This is a genomic window from Acidisarcina polymorpha (assembly GCF_003330725.1).
GTDB classification, from domain to species: domain Bacteria; phylum Acidobacteriota; class Terriglobia; order Terriglobales; family Acidobacteriaceae; genus Acidisarcina; species Acidisarcina polymorpha.
This window is the reverse complement of sequence record NZ_CP030840.1, coordinates 2034079-2050858: the sequence shown is the minus strand read 5'-3', so window position 1 is coordinate 2050858 and position 16780 is coordinate 2034079. Positions and strand designations below refer to the sequence as shown.

14 protein-coding genes are annotated in these 16780 nt (G+C 56.6%); 4 read left to right on the top strand and 10 right to left on the bottom strand.

What is annotated here, in order from left to right; genetic code table 11:
• Positions 1 to 217 precede the first annotated feature (217 nt).
• A complete protein-coding gene (locus tag ACPOL_RS08910) occupies positions 218 to 2296 on the top strand; it encodes a sigma 54-interacting transcriptional regulator (protein WP_161557269.1) in 2079 nt (692 codons plus the stop codon).
• 247 nt (positions 2297 to 2543) lie between these two features.
• On the top strand, positions 2544 to 2840 hold the full coding sequence (locus ACPOL_RS08905; RefSeq protein ID WP_114206734.1) for a hypothetical protein: 297 nt from the start codon (positions 2544 to 2546) through the stop codon (positions 2838 to 2840).
• A 30-nt stretch (positions 2841 to 2870) separates the two neighbouring features.
• Here ACPOL_RS08905 and ACPOL_RS08900 read toward each other — a convergent pair whose 3' ends face one another.
• From ACPOL_RS08900 to ACPOL_RS08860, 9 genes are read right to left on the bottom strand one after another with little or no spacing between them, the layout of a single operon-like run.
• Positions 2871 to 3707, bottom strand: coding sequence for a WecB/TagA/CpsF family glycosyltransferase (locus ACPOL_RS08900; RefSeq protein ID WP_114206733.1), 837 nt, complete (start codon positions 3705 to 3707; stop codon positions 2871 to 2873).
• A gap of 2 nt (positions 3708 to 3709) precedes the next feature.
• The gene (locus ACPOL_RS08895; RefSeq protein ID WP_114206732.1) at positions 3710 to 4891 is read right to left on the bottom strand and encodes a glycosyltransferase family 4 protein; all 1182 of its coding nucleotides are present in this window, start codon (positions 4889 to 4891) and stop codon (positions 3710 to 3712) included.
• Positions 4888 to 6147, bottom strand: coding sequence for an O-antigen ligase family protein (locus ACPOL_RS08890; RefSeq protein ID WP_114206731.1), 1260 nt, complete (start codon positions 6145 to 6147; stop codon positions 4888 to 4890). The genes ACPOL_RS08895 and ACPOL_RS08890 overlap by 4 nt, the downstream gene beginning before the upstream one ends.
• Positions 6144 to 7469 carry an oligosaccharide flippase family protein gene (locus ACPOL_RS08885; RefSeq protein ID WP_114206730.1) on the bottom strand — a complete coding sequence of 442 codons (1326 nt, stop codon included), beginning with the start codon at positions 7467 to 7469 and terminating at the stop codon, positions 6144 to 6146. Before ACPOL_RS08885 ends, ACPOL_RS08890 begins: the two co-directional genes overlap by 4 nt.
• Positions 7466 to 8860, bottom strand: coding sequence for a GumC family protein (locus ACPOL_RS08880; RefSeq protein WP_114206729.1), 1395 nt, complete (start codon positions 8858 to 8860; stop codon positions 7466 to 7468). Before ACPOL_RS08880 ends, ACPOL_RS08885 begins: the two co-directional genes overlap by 4 nt.
• Positions 8857 to 11901, bottom strand: coding sequence for an SLBB domain-containing protein (locus ACPOL_RS08875; protein WP_236657342.1), 3045 nt, complete (start codon positions 11899 to 11901; stop codon positions 8857 to 8859). Before ACPOL_RS08875 ends, ACPOL_RS08880 begins: the two co-directional genes overlap by 4 nt.
• Positions 11898 to 13169, bottom strand: a complete 1272-nt coding sequence (locus ACPOL_RS08870) for a nucleotidyltransferase family protein (RefSeq protein ID WP_236657341.1) — start codon at positions 13167 to 13169, stop codon at positions 11898 to 11900. The genes ACPOL_RS08875 and ACPOL_RS08870 overlap by 4 nt, the downstream gene beginning before the upstream one ends.
• A 6-nt stretch (positions 13170 to 13175) precedes the next feature.
• Positions 13176 to 13652, bottom strand: a complete 477-nt coding sequence (locus ACPOL_RS08865) for a c-type cytochrome (protein WP_114206727.1) — start codon at positions 13650 to 13652, stop codon at positions 13176 to 13178.
• Positions 13653 to 13655: 3 nt separating this feature from the next.
• On the bottom strand, positions 13656 to 14021 hold the full coding sequence (locus tag ACPOL_RS08860; protein WP_114206726.1) for a cupredoxin domain-containing protein: 366 nt from the start codon (positions 14019 to 14021) through the stop codon (positions 13656 to 13658).
• A 349-nt stretch (positions 14022 to 14370) separates the two neighbouring features.
• Here ACPOL_RS08860 and ACPOL_RS08855 point away from each other — a divergent pair, with 349 nt between their 5' ends.
• Together ACPOL_RS08855 and ACPOL_RS08850 are read left to right on the top strand one after the other, a co-directional pair.
• A complete protein-coding gene (locus ACPOL_RS08855) occupies positions 14371 to 15423 on the top strand; it encodes a hypothetical protein (protein WP_236657340.1) in 1053 nt (350 codons plus the stop codon).
• Between the two features lie 2 nt (positions 15424 to 15425).
• Complete coding sequence (locus ACPOL_RS08850; RefSeq protein WP_236657339.1) at positions 15426 to 15755, top strand: hypothetical protein; 330 nt, start codon at positions 15426 to 15428, stop codon at positions 15753 to 15755.
• Between the two features lie 182 nt (positions 15756 to 15937).
• Here the strand turns inward: ACPOL_RS08850 and ACPOL_RS08845 are convergent, their stop codons facing one another.
• Positions 15938 to 16705, bottom strand: coding sequence for a response regulator transcription factor (locus ACPOL_RS08845; protein WP_114206724.1), 768 nt, complete (start codon positions 16703 to 16705; stop codon positions 15938 to 15940).
• Positions 16706 to 16780 lie beyond the last annotated feature (75 nt).

The window sequence follows — 16780 nt, the reverse complement described above, 5'->3', positions numbered from 1 at the left end:
TGACTCTCCTCTGAACAGGGAGTTAGGATCTTGCAACACCAAGAAGAATGCCAACGGACTAACATAGTGCCAGCAGATTGGCATCGCATTCGTCGATGCTTAGGGACCAGGCGGCCTATCTGCAAAGTGGGTTGCCACCGAGGGCACCCCATCGACATCTATGAAGTAACAAAATCGCTTCCAGACAGACCTACTACATATAGGAATGGACATGGAGATGGACAGCCAGAGCGACAAGCAGGTACTAATTTCATCCCAGGGCGCCTTTCCGGTGGACCACGGAACGAGCTTCCTCCACTTCACCCAACAGCTAAACCAATACCGCGATGTGGAGACGCTGCTGCAGGCGCTGCCCTCAAAGCTGCATAGTCTTTCTACGGCTGACACTTTCATGGTGGTGTACGAGAGGGAACTGGCTTCGTCTAAGGAGGTTTCTCCAGATTCCGGTGCAACGATGAACGGAATTCCGGGTCACTTCGTCGGCAGTCCTTCCTATTGCTGGGTACACGAGAGTCAAAGGCCACTCGTTATCCAGTCATTGGCCAGGGAACGCAGGTTTGGCGATGCTTTCGATTGGTTCCAGACCCATGGTTACCGTTCCCTTTGTATTCTCCCGCTGCAAACCTCCCTTCGGCGATTGGGGATCATCTGCGCTGCACGTTCGTTTGAAAAGGCATTTTCCGAGGAAGATCTTAGTCTGCTTTCGCTGGCGGCTGATCACGCGGCGCTGGCGATTCATGCCAGACTGAACTTCGATGCGTCTGAGAGAGCGCGTTTGCAGCTGGAGAACGAGCGAACCAAGCTCAAGCTCATTTTGGACCTTAACAATAGCGTTGTTTCGAACCTGAATCTCAAAGAACTCATTCAAGCAATATCGCCAAACATCCGAAGCGTCATGCAACTGGACGCCGTGGCTCTCATGCTTCCTACCCCCAGCAAAGAAGGTCTGGAGGTTTATGCGCTGGACTTCCCGGACGGCAAGGGACATATACGCGCCGGAGCAGTGCTGTCGCCAGAGGCAGTGGCTGCCAGAGTTTTCGAGAACGGTAAACCGTGGGTTGGCGAGATAAGCGAAGAACAATCGCCATATTTTGGCGGGACGGTTGCCATTCAAGAAGGGTTTAAGGCGCTCAGCCTCCTACCGCTGGTTCGGGGTGGCCGTTCCTTGGGAGTTCTTGCCGTGGCGAGATTAAAGAGGAACTCGTTTACGCGTGAAGATGTCGATTTCCTGCTCCAGATTGCCGGCCAGTTAGCAATTGCGATCGACAATGCTCTCGCCTATCGCAGGATTTCAGAGCTTTCGGATCAGCTTGCGCAAGAAAAGCTCTATCTAGAGGACGAGATACGGAGCGAGCTGAACTTTGAAGAGATTGTTGGCAACAGTGCAGCTCTACGAAAGGTGCTGCGCCAAGTGGAAGCGGTGGCGCCGACCAATTCAACCGTCCTTATCTATGGGGAGACGGGCAGTGGAAAGGAACTGATTGCCCGCGCTGTTCATAAGTTCAGCCAGCGCAGCTCCCATGCCTTCGTAAAGCTCAACTGTGCGGCGATCCCTACCGGATTGTTAGAGAGCGAACTCTTCGGGCATGAGAAAGGAGCGTTTACGGGCGCGATCTCTCAGCGCATCGGCCGATTTGAATTGGCGTCGCAAGGAACAATTTTTCTCGACGAAGTTGGAGAAATACCCTTGGAACTGCAGCCGAAGCTCTTAAGGGTCTTACAGGAGCGAGAATTCGAGCGACTGGGCAGTTCACGAACCCTTCATACGGCCGCACGACTGATTGCGGCAACGAACCGGGACCTTTATGCAATGGTCGAGGCACAACGATTTCGTACCGATCTGTTCTATCGGTTGAATGTTTTCCCGATTTACGTCCCTTCGTTGCGCGAAAGAACCGAAGATATCCCTTTTCTTGTGCGGCATTTTGCTCAGCACTTCGCCCGGCTTATGAAGAAGCAGATTGACACCATTTCAGCTGACACCATGAATTGCATTGTTCGCTACCCGTGGCCGGGTAATATTCGTGAGCTGCAAAATGTTATCGAGAGGGCGGTAATTCTTTCTACCGGCAGGGAGTTGAAAGTGCCAGTTGCCGATCTAAAGTCCCGTCCTACTGAGAGCAACGGAGTGACGACGCTAGAAGAGATCGAGAGGCGCCATATTCTTCACGTTCTTGAGCAAAGCAACTGGGTCTTCTCAGGACCCAACGGCGCCGCCGCTCGCCTGGGCATTAAGCGGCCAACCCTGCAATTTCGTATGCGAAAGCTTGGAATCGCGCGACCAAACCAGCGTTAAGCGGTGCCAATATGCTGACGGCGTGCCAATAATTCAGCAGCAGGTGTAAGGCTTAGTGAGGATTTGCGCCCCTACTTTGGTCTAAACCCTCGGCTATTATCCAAATCAAGAGTGGTCACTAAAGTTCCTGTTTTTGGTCACCCGATTGCGTAAACATTGACATCGAGTTCTCTGGATATTGCAGAACGTCAGGTACAGTTCCATTGAATGCGACGATGTTGTTTGCCGGTGCGGCGCCAAAGAAGACATGTTGAGAATTACAGTCGTTCAGAACCCATCGGGAGAGAGATGGGTCCTTCAGGGCCAGCTAGTTGGAGAGTTTGCCGCGGAGTTGAGTGAGAGGTGGCGAAACTCACCGAGTCAGGGATGTCGGCGGCTGCGTGTTGTCGACCTCACCGATGTTACCTCGATCGACCGGATTGGCGAGGAAGTGCTCTACGAAATGGTTCAGCAGCAAGCAAGTTTTATTGCCACCGGACTCTACACTCGACATCTATTGGAAACCCTGCAGGCGAAGAACAAGGCCGATAGGCCTACGGATTGATGCCTGTGCTTGCGGCTTAAAAGAGGAGTTTCATCCTGCCTTCGATACTTCAGAAGGCTGGATCGCACGCCAGCTTTCGACCTCGTTGTGGATAGGCGGGTAATCTCGCAAGCCGGTAAGCTGCAGGGCAATGTTCCAGAGAAAAGACGAGTTATTACGCAGGTATCGCTTCCACAGGCGTCGTGGGTCCTGAACCAGCCGATGTAGCCACTGCATACCAATAACCTTGATCCACTGTGGAGCGTCCTGTATTCGACCGGTATGGTAATCGAAGGCTGCACCCACACCGAACATAAGAGTCGTATTCAATCGATGCAAGTAGCGATGCATAAAGCGCTCTTGTTTCGGGGTGCTAATGCCTACCCAGATGATATCGGGTCTTAGCTCGTCGACCGCAGCGAGGAGCGCGTCCTCCTCGACTTCGTTCAGATCCCGGAACGGGGGCGTAAAGGTACCGGCGATGCGGACCCATGGGAAGCGGAGTGTCAGTTGCTGGCGCAGCCGCTGCGCTACGCCTTCTTCGCCGCCATACAGAAAGTGGGTGTAGCCCGCGAATTCCTTGCGGCGCATCAACTCGAGCATGAGTTCAGGTCCTGCGACTCGCTGCATCGAGCTATGGCCTTGCCAACGACCTACCCATACGGTTGGCGCGCCATCCGGGACAGTCATTGCGGCCGAGGCATAAATTTCGGCAAGACGCGGATCGCGTTGGGCCTCCATAATGCCGTGAACGCCGGTGAGACAGATATATCCTTTGCGACGTTCGTGGAGTTCGCCCGCGATACGCTCTAAGGCGAGATTCATGTTGAGGGCTTCGACAGCGACGCCAAGCACTCTTGCCGCGGCAGCCGGTTTGGTGGAAATCATGCTTACGCTTTCCTTTGTGTGTCTTGCATCGATGCAGGCCGGAGGTCTGCGCATCCACGCCTCTCTTGTAGTTGGAGAGACTGGTAGAGCTTCATATATTGGTTTCCTATGACAGACGCCGATAGTTGCGGCAGTGAAACAGGAGCGGGAACGGGTTGGCTAAGGGCATGGCAGATGGCGTCGACGAATGCTTGCTCCGCCGCAGAGCCCAAGGGAATGTAGCGGCAGTGATCGCCGCCTACCTCGCGAAAAACCGGTAGGTCGGAGCAGATGATGCGACAACCGGCAAGCAGAGCTTCGGCAATAGGAAGGCCAAAACCCTCGACGATCGATGGAGCCAGCAGCAGCTCGCAATTCCGGTAGCACCATTGCAACTCCGCTTCGGAGACCCCGCTTACCAACTTGACGTTCGAGGTGAGGTCTTCCGCGGCGAGGAAGTGTAGGATGCGCTTCGTCTCCGGCCCTGGAATGCCAATGATGACAAGCCGCGTCTCTCGCGAGAGCTGCCCCGAACTAAGCATGCGTTTGAAGATCCGGAGAAGGAAGAGGATGTTCTTATTGCGACGGTGTTGGGCAACACAGAGAAGAAACGGTTTCTCACCTGTCTTCAGAAACGAAGAATCGCCGGTGGCCGCCGAATATGACTCGACACAATTCGAGATAACAACGGCCTTCGCTTCTGCCAGCCCAGGGTAGAAATGGCGCATCCGGGAGAGGGTGCCATGAGAGACACACGCGACTGCGTCCACGCCTGAGAGGCATTGTCCTAGAACGAGGCGATTGAACAATACCTTTGGGAACCCAAAGTTTTCTTGAATGTCATAGGGATAAAGGTCGTGCAAGGTCACAACCGCCGGACAAGGGAATGCCTTGGTTTTAACTGGCGCCGGATAGGCGAGATGGGCGATATCCACCTTCAACTCGGCGGCGAGCTGCGGAAGCCGCGTGTAGTACCACCGATTGCGGCTGAGAGCGCTCTCACCTATGGCCGCGGAGTGGATAGATAAGCGACCATCAGAATCCTGAACGCAATCCTCAAGAAACTCCTGCTGCCACGGTGCAGCGATAAGATGAACAGCAGAGACGTCGCTGGTCGTGAGCAGGCATCGTGCCACGTTGATCGCGTGGCGCTGCACACCGGAAAGCTGGCGGCTCGACGAGGCCAGGGCGATGACGACTCTCATGCCGTTCCCCGGCTGAAACTCTGCTGATCTCTTTGCCGAGATTGTTCGATCAGGGCGCCGATGATCGCAATAAACCAGGTGGGAAGAGAAAGGTCGAATGCCTCCGTGTCCGCAAGTCCGCGGACTACAGCGAAGATCAGCATCCCGATCAGGAAGGTCCTCAAAGAAGCGTCGGTGAGCCTGCGTGATTGACGCAACACGCTGCCATAAGCCGCTACCAGCATGAAGATGCCGGCTGCTCCATAGGCATAGAACTGCTGCAGCAGCTCGTTATGAGCATGACGAGCTTGGAAACCATCATAGAAGGGTGGAATCACAAGCCAGACCGAGTGAAAGCCATGACCGAGCCAGGGCTTATCGATGGCTTCACTCAGGAAATAGGCCCAGATGCCCAACCGACCCGTCAGCGTTTCAGATTCGGTTCCAGCATTCGTGTATACGTCGTAGTAGTTCGTGAGCAGGCTTGAGAACGCGACTACTACGAGCACCGCAGCAAGAGTGAACATTGCTTTCGTTCGGCGACTCATTGAACGGTCGCGTAGGAGAATGTAGAGCTGAGCCGCAAGGAAAGCGATGATGGTGGTCTTACTAAGGCTCCGAAGCAAAGTAATGGCGAGCAGGAAAGCCTGAGCTGTCCAGTTCCCAGCTTTGTTCCGCATGAGGTATTGCGCGAAGAAGAAGGCGAAGGCGCAAACCCAGCCAATCTGGTTGGGGCCCAGGAGTTCTTCATCGCCGAGACGAAGGTCCGACTGTGCGGGCAGCATCCAAGCGATGGCAGCGATCAAGCAACTTGCCCAAACATAGCCGCGCATCAGCGAGTTGACGACGGCGTCAACGGGGTCGCTGCGCAACAGCAACAAGACGACTGCCGTATCTGCCACCATAGCGCACCAGAAGGCGGCCGCCGCCGGCAGCGAAGATGTAATGCTCCAGAATAGGCTGATGCCGGTGAAGCCAAGATACACAATCACCCACTTGAGGCAGGGCAAGTTCATCAGGGAACGTAGGGTTCTTGGCGCGGGTCCGAACGCATAGGTGGCGGCAACGAGGAGGAAAAGATAATTGATTGCCAGACTGGCAGCGACGCCTACCTGAGCATCCTGGCCGAAGACACGTACAGCCAGCAGCACAAAAAATAGCCGAAACGAAAAATAGAAACCGATCCAGGTGGCGAGGGGCACTGCCGCTGCGGAGGCGGCATGAGTCTCGTCGAGGAAGACGTTGGCTGACTGTGCGGTGGGTACGCTGGTCGTCATGCTTCCTCGTAGACCTTGGGGACAGCAGACAACAACGGCTGCGGTTGGGATTGCGGGCTAAGCAAACGTAGAAGAGGCAAATAGATAAGCAGCGTTATAGAGCCATAGCAGAGTCTCGCCCACGCCAGGCCAATAACCCCGAAGCGAGGCACCAGCCACACCATCAGCAACAGCATGGATGCTCCACCCGCCAAGTTCAGCCAGGTGACGATCTGTACCCGGCCAAGGGCGAATAAAGCATATGTTCCGGTTACGTTCACGCCTAAGAGCGCCGAGCTCCACACGATGGTCGAGAATATGGGCGCGGAACTCTCTGCGATTGCCGGGCCTGCCCACGCCCGCAGGATATGCGGACCAAACGCAAGCAGCGTCACCGTCGCCGCGGCGACGAAGAGCAAGTTCGCCGCGAAGGCAATCGCTATTGCATTGCGCAAGTGGGTTGGAGGCCCTGAAGTGGTTCGTCCGGCTAAATAGGGAAAAAGGAAGTGCAGCCCGGACGCAGCGAATCCATAAACAGGCTGTGCCATCTGGGCGCAGAGGGCATACGAAGCGACTGCGACGGCTCCCAAGGAGACGCCGAGCATGAGGCGGTCGACCTGGCTGAAGACGACGCCCGAGACCGCCTGGAGCCAGCTGAAGGCGCCGAAGCTCAGCAGTGCTTTCATTGCCTCCCGGTCGAAAGAGGGAAGCAGCGAATCGGTCTTAAGCATGCGCCAGAGATGGACGTATTGCAGCAAAGTCCCGAACAAAGCGAGTATCGCGGTTGCCGCTACGATCGCGCCAACGCTTTCGCCGATGCAGGCGAGCCCCGCGGCCACGGCCAGGGAGAGCACACGCGCAACGATGCTTACGCGTACCGCCGCTCCATAGCGTTCGAATGCCCGTTGTGTGCTGATGCAGACGCTCTCGAGCGTGCGAATCCACAGCACGATACTCGCGAGGCGCAGCGACCAGAGGCAATCCCGCTGCAGGGCTGGCTCTAAAGGAGCCAGATGCCTGGAGGCATAAGGCGCGAGCATCCATGCGATGATCGCCAACGCGGTGCCGAGGACCAGGTTGATGCCGATCATGCTACGCACCGCGCGTATCAGTGTGGCGTGACGGCCAAGCCCACGTTGTCGTGCAACATGCTGAATGTTCGCGTCTCCGAAACCAGAAGCGATGATGCTGCCCATGCTCACTGCAGCAGTGGCGACCGTCCATACTCCATAGCGCGGCGCTCCCATGTAGCGGAGAACGATGGGAGCGACGAGTAACATGCCGATCGGATATGCGGCGTAGTCCAACACACCATAGGCCGCATTGGTTAGCTGCTCCCTCACCGGGGCTCTCCACTTCGTCCGTTGGTCAGTCGTGCCTGCAGGCTGCCGACGATCTGGTCTGCAAGCAACTTGCGCGGATCCGCCGGACCTACCTGCGACCAGCGGTGACGGAAGAGCAAGGCCGCCGAGGCCGCCGCCGTGGCGAGCAGTGTGAGCAGCAGGGTGAGAAGCAGGCGCGGAGGAAACGACTTCTTCTCGGGGATGCCTGGCGAGTCGATGACGCTCACTACTGGAACATCTTTCGCCTCCTGAATGCGGGCGAGTTCGTATTGCTGGGTGAGCAATTCGAATACAGTTTCCTGAACCTGGACCTTGCGATAGAGATCGGCGAAAGGGACAGCAAGACGCGGCAGTTGACGGAGCGGCGGGTAGAGTTCGTTGTTGGAGCTACCCTCATCTCCAGCCGGTGAGGCTTCGGTGGTGGATAGGGGCGCAGATGTCCCACTCATCTTCGTGAGCTCGCCCTGGAGGACGCCGATGCGCGCCTGTGCAGCGCGCACTCGCACATTGCCATCCCCATAGATCTGGCGAAGCGAGGAGAGGCTCGATTGCTCGACGATCATCTGCGCCTGCAGTCTGGCGGCCGCGTCGACGAGTGCTCGAGTTTGCTCCTTAATGTCGACGGTGGAGTGGGTGCTGGAGAACTCACTCATCTCCTGTTGCGCCTGTTCGAGATCGGCCTTCACCTTCGCGAGCCGTTTTTCGATAAAGACGCGTTCTTGATGCGCGGAAGAGGTGCTGGTGCGGTTCAGCAGCAGGTTGAGCTCTTCGAGATAGCCCTGGGCGAGGTCCCGGGAACGACGAGGGTCGGTGTCCACGACCGTGATGGTAATGACACCGCTTTTCTTGTCCTCGACAAAGGTCGTATGGCGAGCGAGATACTTTGCTGTGTCCACGCGGTAGCGTTTGCGATAGACGTGCTGGAGGTCAAAACGATCTATGAGGTGGTTGGCCACCGTGCCGCTGCGGAGCAATTCAACGAACAGCGCAGTGGTGTTGTTCCCGCCGAGCAAGGACCCTGCCAGTCCTCCGAGGCCGTTGAGTCCTCCGAGAGCGCGTCCGGCCAGAGCGGCAAGCATGGCAGTGCTAGCGCCCGAGTTACTCGGCGGCATGATGCTCGCAGAAGACTTGTATTGCTTCGGCAGGATAAAGGCGAGGAGCAGACTCAGAATCAGAGAGACAGCGGCGACGCGGACCAGGAGCCGCCGGTGCTCCCAGAGAACACTTGCGTTCGTCACCCAGTTCGGCGAGAGCGCGGGTGGAGGGATTGCGCGCGATGCGAACTGCGGAGCAGGCGCTGCCACAGGCGGTCTCTCGACGAGTACTGACGAGTCGTGATGATGTCCCTCGCCGGCGGACAATTCATGCTGAAAACCATTTGTTGCGCTCATAGAAGACCTGCTACGGAAGCGGTGATGGCAATCGAGGAGCTGAGCTGGGCAACGGTCAGCAGGTTTCGCCAGAAGACCGATGCGCCAATGATCTTCTGCGGGACAACAACAACGTCGCCTGGTTCGAGTTGTGTCGAGAGCACGTCGTGGTCGAACCACGAACCCGACCCGCGGCCGACCACCGAGCCATTCGCGCGGATGACAAAGATGTCTCCCTTGTTGGCGATCTGGTTCGCTCCCCCGGCCCGACGCAGGTACCACGCAGCCGTCTTCCCCGGAGAGAAGGTAATGGCTGATGCGTTGTAGACCTGCCCGCTGACCAGTACGAACCCGGGACGTTTTGGAATGCGAAGTACGTCTCCGGAACGCACTTCGATGTCCGCGGGCGTATTTTCCCAGCTGCTGATATCAGAGTCGATGTGGATGACCAGCCGCCCGGTGGGTGGTTGGCTGCGCAAGCGCGAGAGTACTTCGGTCTGCTCTTCCTGTATCAATTGCAACGTGGCTGACTGGTCTCCGGAGGCGATAGTAGGTCTCATCCGGGCTGCTGTGCTGCTGGTCTCAATCTGGCGAATGAGCTCTTCTCGACTCTTCTCCTCCAGCTTGCGCACGTCATCGCGGACAAGAACGGCGCCTGCTGGGTAGCTTGTATCGCGGAAGCCTCCGGCGCGCCGCAAGATGGAGCTAAGCCGTTCCCCCTGTTGAAATCCATAAACCCCGGGGTGCGAGACCTCACCCTCGATGGTGATAGAGGAACCGATGTCGTTCCACCCAGTGAGTTGGTGGATGGTGAGGACATCACCGGGCTTCAATGGCGCGTCGGCACTTCGATCATTGTGATCCACGGCGTCGCCGATGCGAATCGAGGCGCGATCGCTCACCACTTTCGTTCCCCCTACAACCTGATAACTGGTAAGGTCGGCGTCAGTCAGTAGGGCGTCGCGTTTAAAGCCGCCAGCCATGCGTACCAGCTGGGCCGCCGTCAATCCTTCGGAGAGCGCGTAAGTGCCGGGCCTCAGCACTTCACCACCGACGGTCACCTGCGGAGCATCCGCCTCATAGCGTCCCAGAATGCGAATCGTGTCGAACGGTTGAAGCGTGAGATTGTTGTTGCCGATCAGCGTCTCGGGCACATTGAAGTTGATCGTCTCAGGATGGAGATCTGGCGGCACCAGGCGAATGATCTCGCCACGGTCGGCAGGCTCCGGCAGCATGTCCTGATAGCTATGCAGAACCTCGCTTAGCTGCATGCCATCGTGGTAGGGCATGCGGCCTGGCCGCACAACGTGGCCCTCGACATACACCAGGCGTTGGCTGTAAGGCAGGATGCGGGAGACATGAATGCGATCGCCGTCATGCACGGGAAATGCCACAATGGCGGCACGCGCACTGTCCGGGCTGCTTCCCGCGGGCAAGTCCAGACTCACCGTCTCTCGTTGCTGGTTGGCGACAACCCGGTCAATCACGATGTGACCGAGTTCCGCGGTCACGGTGACGCCGCCCGCATCATCGAGCATCGCCGCCAGCGTAGTCTCACCCTTGAGCTCGTAGAGCGCGGGCCGCTTTACGGCTCCGTATACTGACACTTGCGGTCCTGTCGGCGGTACCAGCACCGTGTCGCCCGACTCTAGATGCTCTTCGTTTTGCACGCCATGCAGCAGGAAGTCGTAAAGATCGATCTCGCCTATTAGCTCCTTGCCGCGATAGTGGCGCAACAGGCGCAGCGAGCCGGTAGACGTCGGGCCCCCGGCGGCATAGAGCGCATTCAAGGGGGTAGAGAGAGAGCTGATGTCGTAGGCTCCGGGACGCTGCACATCACCGACAACGAAGATTCGAATGCTCCGCAGGCGAGCTACCGTGACTGCCACTTGAGCGTCGCGAAACTGTCGTTTCAAGGTATCGGCAATCACGGCTTGCGCATGCTCCAGAGAGAGGCCGGCGACCTGCACGACTCCCGCTTCGGGAAGGGCGAGCTTTCCCTCGCGGTCGATCACCCGCGTAACCGTCTGCGAGATGCCTCCCCAAAGAGTGATCGTCAAGCTGTCGCCAGGTCCTATCACATAAGCAGGACCAGCAGGCACATCGAGGGGAGTTTCGCGAGCGTTTGGAGCAATCTGGTTCGAGGAGTAGCCGCTTCGACGCAGAAAGACTTCAGAGCCGAAGCGTTTGAGTTGACCATTCTGCTCGGGCAACTGGGTATAGAGATCTCGCAACGACAGCAAGTTATAAGGCGTCGGCCGGTGTAGCACTTGAGGCTCGCGGGGAGGATTCGTGCGCGCACTTGTTACCGGACGGGCGAGGTTGCTTTGTGTGGTTCCGGCCCTGCTTGCTTGCGAGGGTACGCCTGAAATTGCCTCTGGCAGCACGTTCAGTGGAAGGCTTCCGCCGGCGAACTGTTGATCCGGCGTCTGTGGAACCTGGAACGAAAATGCATCGTTCCCATCACTGCCGGCAGCAAAGCTTTGGAGGTCATTGTCAGTTACATAGCCGCGAGCGCGCAGAAATGTGGTTATGTTCGCGCGAAGCTCGGGGCTAGAAGCGATCTTGCTGTAAAGCATCTCATCGGTGATAGAGTCGGGCTGAATGGGAGTACCCTGCTGCTGGGCAAGGTCTGACACGAGCGACTTCAACTCGACGATTGTGTCTGGTTCCTCCTGCAATACGGCGAAGATCTGATCAGCAGTCAGTGGAGCCGGAGCGCCATTGGCAAGACTTGTCCCCCCATTTGCAAAGCTTGTATTCGTGGACGGATTCTCGGTGGTTGAGAGCCCGCTTGCAGCCGTTGGGTCGGCCGACTGACTAGCCCCTGAAGAGAGGGTCGTCCCTGAACCGGAGGTGCCTGTGCTGTCGGCAGATGAACTCTGCCCTGACATACCGGCCAGGGGAGATAGCGGTGAAGAGGAGGATGCCGGGGACGCGCTGTCGGCTGAGCTCTGTTGGGCATTCGCAAACGAGTGCAAAAAGACGGCGAACGCCATGGGCAGAGCGAGCCATGCAGCTCTCGATAGCCAGGACGAAATTGAGGTTCGAAGAACGATCATGACGCCAGTCCGTTCAGGTGCTGTTGCCAACGGATTGACTCGCGTAGATAGCGAAGCCCTTCAACAGTGTGGAAACGCATCCGGAAAGTTAAATAATGAAGTTCTGCGCGATAACGTCGAAGACGAGCCTGCAAGTGTTCATCTGCAGTTCCATGAGTGATCGCCGGCGGCAGGCGGAGTGGCAAAAGAACACGCCGCAGAGAACGTTGAGCCGGCGCGCCGAATAGCTGAAGCTCCCGGTGTAAAAAGAGATAAAGCTTACTACCCGGAAAGCTGGCAAGGACGGAATGCCGCCCGTATAAATCCACCCAGAGTCGGGCTGCGGCCGGCAAGCGATCCACTGTCCAACTGGTAAGAGCCTCCGGAGCGAACTCGCCCATCACCCGCGTGATTAACAGCGTGATCACACCCAAGGCAATCGGCGCGAGGCGATTCTGCTCAGCGAGCGATCGCAGCTCGTTCCAGAAAGCATGGTCGTAACGGCGAGCGATCACATGACGACGAAACTCGATCAAGTGCGCCGTGCGGAAAAACTCACTGCAAACATGCTTGAAAAGGTGTAAACCCTGTCCGAGGAAGAGATCGGCACGGGGGAGCACTGGCATACAAACTCCCCGAAAATGAAGTTTCTCGGTGCGGCACAGGAGGGAACGCCCGCCCGCCTCCTCGCTTTCTAAATGCAATTCAACGGAACGATTGGGAACAACCTTGTAGATGTCCTGAACGGAGGTATGGCGAACACCGTCAGTCTTGAATTCCCAACTCCTGCCGGAAACTGCGCGCAAACGGTAGCCGCGCTCTTCCAAGATCCGTCGCGCAGCAGGCGCACTCTTCTCTGAGATAAGGAAGTCGAGGTCCAGTTGGGACCTCAACTCCGGTTTTGGCACTGAACTGGGCCATAAAGAAAATCCCTTCAGCGTGGCATAAGAGAGCTCTGCATTCTGAAAGCTGCGATGGATCGCTGCGGATTCCGCAATCAAATCTTCAGTCTTCTCCGTGTTTTCGGCCAGATTCCTACGCAAGCGCAAGAGTATCTCCGGCTGGAAGAGCTCGCAGAGTTCCAGCTGTGTAACCCGTTCGAGGAAATAGAGGGCCAGTCCGCTGGTATCAAGCCACGTAAGCAGTTGCTGCCAATCTTTCCGGGACAGCTGCCATAGCCGCGAGCATGTCTCCGGCAACGGATCGCAGAAGCTCAGTAGAACGGCCTCTCGCATCGACACTGTTCCGTCGACCGAGTGATGCGCCAAATTGGGTTGAACTATAGGCATAGGTGTTTAGCGCGAATACATTTCTGGTTCCCCTAAGCTGCCGGCAGGGGGTAAGTGGCGCAGGTAAACTACGATCGACCAAATCTCGTCGTCGCTCAAAATATTCTTAGATCCCGGCATCCCTGAAGGTTTAATGCCATAGTCGATGACCCATTTGAGTTGCCCGTCGGTATAAGCCTGCACGTTTCTGCTGGACAACAGTGGAACGGGTGGGGACATTCGGTCGGCGAAGGGCACTCCGGTATTTTGGCCGTCGAACCCATGGCAGGCCGCGCAGTAGTGCGAAAACGCCTCCTTACCGTCCGCGATGGTGGCGGAATCGGACTTGAGGGGGTTCTTTTCTGACTTATCCTGCACGAAGATGTCTCTCTTTGCGGTGGTCACGATCGAAGTCTCCAGCCTGCCCGGCGGGTCTGCTTTGCAGCCGCCAGACAGGCTGAGTAGGAGGGCCGCGCCGAGCGGAAGGACTAAGAATCGGCGCATCGCTTATCCCACAACGTGCACGGTCATCTTCATGGAGCCATGACCGGAGCCGCAAAAGACGGAGCATTGACCGACAAAATCGCCGGTCTTATCCGGTGTGAATGGCACTTCGGTAGTTTGGCCTTTCGTGATCTTGATGTTGAGGCCTAGGTCTTTAAATCGCAATCCATGAGTGACGTCGTCGCTTTTCAGTACGAGTACTACTGGCTCGCCCTTTTTCAGCGTGATGTCGCCCGGGGTATAGTCAAACCGCTTGGCCGTGATTTCAATTCGCCGAGGCGCAGCCTGAGCATGGGTGGAATGAACGAGTAACAGCGACGCGGCCAGCGCGACCACAAAGCCGGAAAGTAACACGAACTTCAGCTTCATCTATAAATTCCTCTATTAGGATTTCGGCGAACAATACTAGTGTTCCCTGCTTACGGCCGTTAATTAACGCGCCCGACTTTACTCTGCATATGGTGTCAAGCCGTGGCTGCCATAAGTTGTCCTGACTCTAATCAGCCGTAGAACGAGGGTTGTCATGTGGCTGTAAGCAGAATGTCACTGGGTTGTTTTATGTTTTTGAGACCAATGATGTCAGTAGGAAAGGCCTCTGCCTCCCCGTCGTTAGGGGTTCGGGAGTGCACACATGACTCCGCGAAAGTGACAATCAATTGACAATGCAGGGATGATCTAGGGACACGCTAGCTTGCCTCACCGGGCTACTGTTGCTGGTATGCCGCGTTTCTTATTCAGCTTACAGTCCTCAACAGTGGCACGGCGGACCAGGCTTATAATCCTCACCCTGATCATGCTCTGCGTCTCGCGCTTTGGCGTCGCCCAGGATACTCCGCTGCTTTCCGGTGGCGTCGGGTTCTTGAGCAATACCAACGCCGGTAATACGACTTACACGCCGATTATCGAGCCATTGTTGGCTGCACCTATCGGCCGGCATTTCTTGTTTGAGTCTCGCGCCACGCTGCTTGAGGCGTTTTCCCCCGGACCCAACGGCTATATCCATACTCATTTCACCGGGCTCAATTATTTTCAAGGGGACTACATCGCTTCCCGGCACTTTACCATCGTGGGTGGCAGCTTCTTGATTCCTTTCAATAGCTACAACGAACGTCTGTCGCCGCTATGGATCGGCAACTTTCAGGACGTTCCACTGGCGACCAATCTGGGGCTTATGGGCACGGGTACCGGTGTCGGCGGCATGGTGCGCGGCTCCGCTATATCTCGACCCAAATATTCAATTGATTACGCCACTTATTTCTCTGCACGAAGCGGAAATGAGCAGTTCAATTCGGAGCGGTCCGCGGGGGGCCGTGCCAGTCTTTATCTACCTGAGCAGCGTCTTGAAGTGGGGTTATCCTACAATCGACTCCTGCAAGGCACCCACGAGAACTTCTATGGCTCGCATGTGTGGTGGGAACCCAAGGACACCGCTTTTCGCCTGCGTTCGGAGTACGCGCGCGGACACCATGCGCAGGGCTACTGGATCGAGGCCGATTACCGCACACAGGCGTTTGGTGGGCTGGAGAGTTTTATCGGCCGCTTTGAACCGCTCTTTCGCATGCAGCAGACCTTTCGACGGGATACGATCGTCAGCGATGGGGTTCCGCTGGTGAATACACAGCAGGCCGACTTTGGTCTGGATTACAATCTGCCGCATAGTGTCAGGATCCTTACCAGCTATTCGCGGCAGTTTTCTTCCGCCGGCAACGCTAACAAATGGGAGACGGGAATCGTGTATCGCTTCCTCTTCCCCGCCTGGAAAGGAAAATGACGATGAAGTTCAAGTGTGTTTTCTTTGCTATCGCTACTATGGTGGGGATCTGCTCGTTTTCACTCGGCCACTCTCAGAGCACGCCCCAAAAGGAAACTCAGCCTCCGCCTCAACCCGCCTCTCAACCCGGCAACCAGCAGTCAGGAACACACCAGGCAGGACCGCAGGATGATGACGGAGACCGCATCTTCCGACAGAATTGTTCCCGCTGCCACGCAGCGCCGGACAGCTTTTCGCCGCGCATCTCCGGTACGATCCTGCGCCACATGCGAGTTCGCGCATCGCTTAGCCAGCATGATGAACAGGAGCTGCTTCGCTTCTTGAATCCGTAAATCGATGCGCATGCAATGGCGCCCTTGGTGCTCCTTTTTGAAGGTAGTTGCCGAAAGAAATTGAGCTCCGACACCTCTATGAATCTGTCGATGCTTCCATCGGCGCTGAGTCCCCGTAGAACTTGCGAGTGGAGGCGACACTCACCTCTAGCGTTCTGGATGGCATGAAGGGACGGGCGCTGCTAAGGGATGAACTTGTATCCGGCGCCATAGACTGTAAGCAGGTGCCGGGGTTCTGATGCTTCTGGTTCCAGCTTCTGCCTGAGCTTCAGGATCTGATTATCCACAGTGCGGGTGGTGGGATACGAGTTGTAGCCCCACACCTCGTTCAACAATTCTTCCCGGCTAAGCACCCGCTCAGCATGTTCTACGAAATACTTCAGCAGCTTGAACTCGTGGGCCGTCAATATCACGGGCTGATTTCCGCGCCGCGCACTCATCTTAGCGAAGTCGATCTCGCATTCCCCAAAGCTATAGGTGGCTCCGGGCGCCGTTTTCTGGCGCCTGCGGATCGCCGCCTGCACTCGGGCCATCAGCTCGCGCGGACTAAATGGCTTGGTCACGTAATCGTCGGCGCCCAACTCGAGAAGCAGAACCTTATCCGCAACCTCATTGATGGCACTGACGACAATGACCGGTATTTCTGGCTGTTCCGCTTTGATCGTCTTGCAGAGATCGCGTCCAAGCATGTTCGGAAGAACCAGATCCAGTACGATCGCAGATGCTTTGAGTGAACGGAAAGCCTCAAGCGCGGACGTCCCGTCACCACATACGGTTACTGAATATCCTTGCTCAATAAACATTCGTTGGAGCACCTTTTGCATGCGCACGTCGTCTTCGATGACAAGAATTCTGCTGCGCACGTCCGCTGTCGTCTCGACGATATCCGAGTTGCTCTTAGCTCCACTATTTTGCTCCTGGTCGCTGTTAGTTCTCTCATTTTGCAGCATATTTACCATTCTCTCTTGGATACACTTGGTTAAACTGACGATCCATAAAAAGCAATGCGGACAGCAGCTGTGGGA

Bases quoted from the DNA above. Each gene is read 5' to 3' on its own strand.
- ACPOL_RS08880 (WP_114206729.1), bottom strand. From the start codon at position 8,860: ATGAGCGCAACAAATGGTTTTCAGCATGAATTGTCCGCCGGCGAGGGA.
- ACPOL_RS08870 (WP_236657341.1), bottom strand. From the start codon at position 13,169: ATGCCTATAGTTCAACCCAATTTGGCGCATCACTCGGTCGACGGAACA.
- ACPOL_RS08895 (WP_114206732.1), bottom strand. From the start codon at position 4,891: ATGAGAGTCGTCATCGCCCTGGCCTCGTCGAGCCGCCAGCTTTCCGGT.
- ACPOL_RS08845 (WP_114206724.1), bottom strand. From the start codon at position 16,705: ATGCTGCAAAATGAGAGAACTAACAGCGACCAGGAGCAAAATAGTGGA.
- ACPOL_RS08910 (WP_161557269.1), top strand. From the start codon at position 218: ATGGACAGCCAGAGCGACAAGCAGGTACTAATTTCATCCCAGGGCGCC.
- ACPOL_RS08890 (WP_114206731.1), bottom strand. From the start codon at position 6,147: ATGACGACCAGCGTACCCACCGCACAGTCAGCCAACGTCTTCCTCGAC.
- ACPOL_RS08855 (WP_236657340.1), top strand. From the start codon at position 14,371: ATGCCGCGTTTCTTATTCAGCTTACAGTCCTCAACAGTGGCACGGCGG.
- ACPOL_RS08860 (WP_114206726.1), bottom strand. From the start codon at position 14,021: ATGAAGCTGAAGTTCGTGTTACTTTCCGGCTTTGTGGTCGCGCTGGCC.
- ACPOL_RS08875 (WP_236657342.1), bottom strand. From the start codon at position 11,901: ATGATCGTTCTTCGAACCTCAATTTCGTCCTGGCTATCGAGAGCTGCA.
- ACPOL_RS08905 (WP_114206734.1), top strand. From the start codon at position 2,544: ATGTTGAGAATTACAGTCGTTCAGAACCCATCGGGAGAGAGATGGGTC.
- ACPOL_RS08900 (WP_114206733.1), bottom strand. From the start codon at position 3,707: ATGATTTCCACCAAACCGGCTGCCGCGGCAAGAGTGCTTGGCGTCGCT.
- ACPOL_RS08865 (WP_114206727.1), bottom strand. From the start codon at position 13,652: ATGCGCCGATTCTTAGTCCTTCCGCTCGGCGCGGCCCTCCTACTCAGC.
- ACPOL_RS08850 (WP_236657339.1), top strand. From the start codon at position 15,426: ATGAAGTTCAAGTGTGTTTTCTTTGCTATCGCTACTATGGTGGGGATC.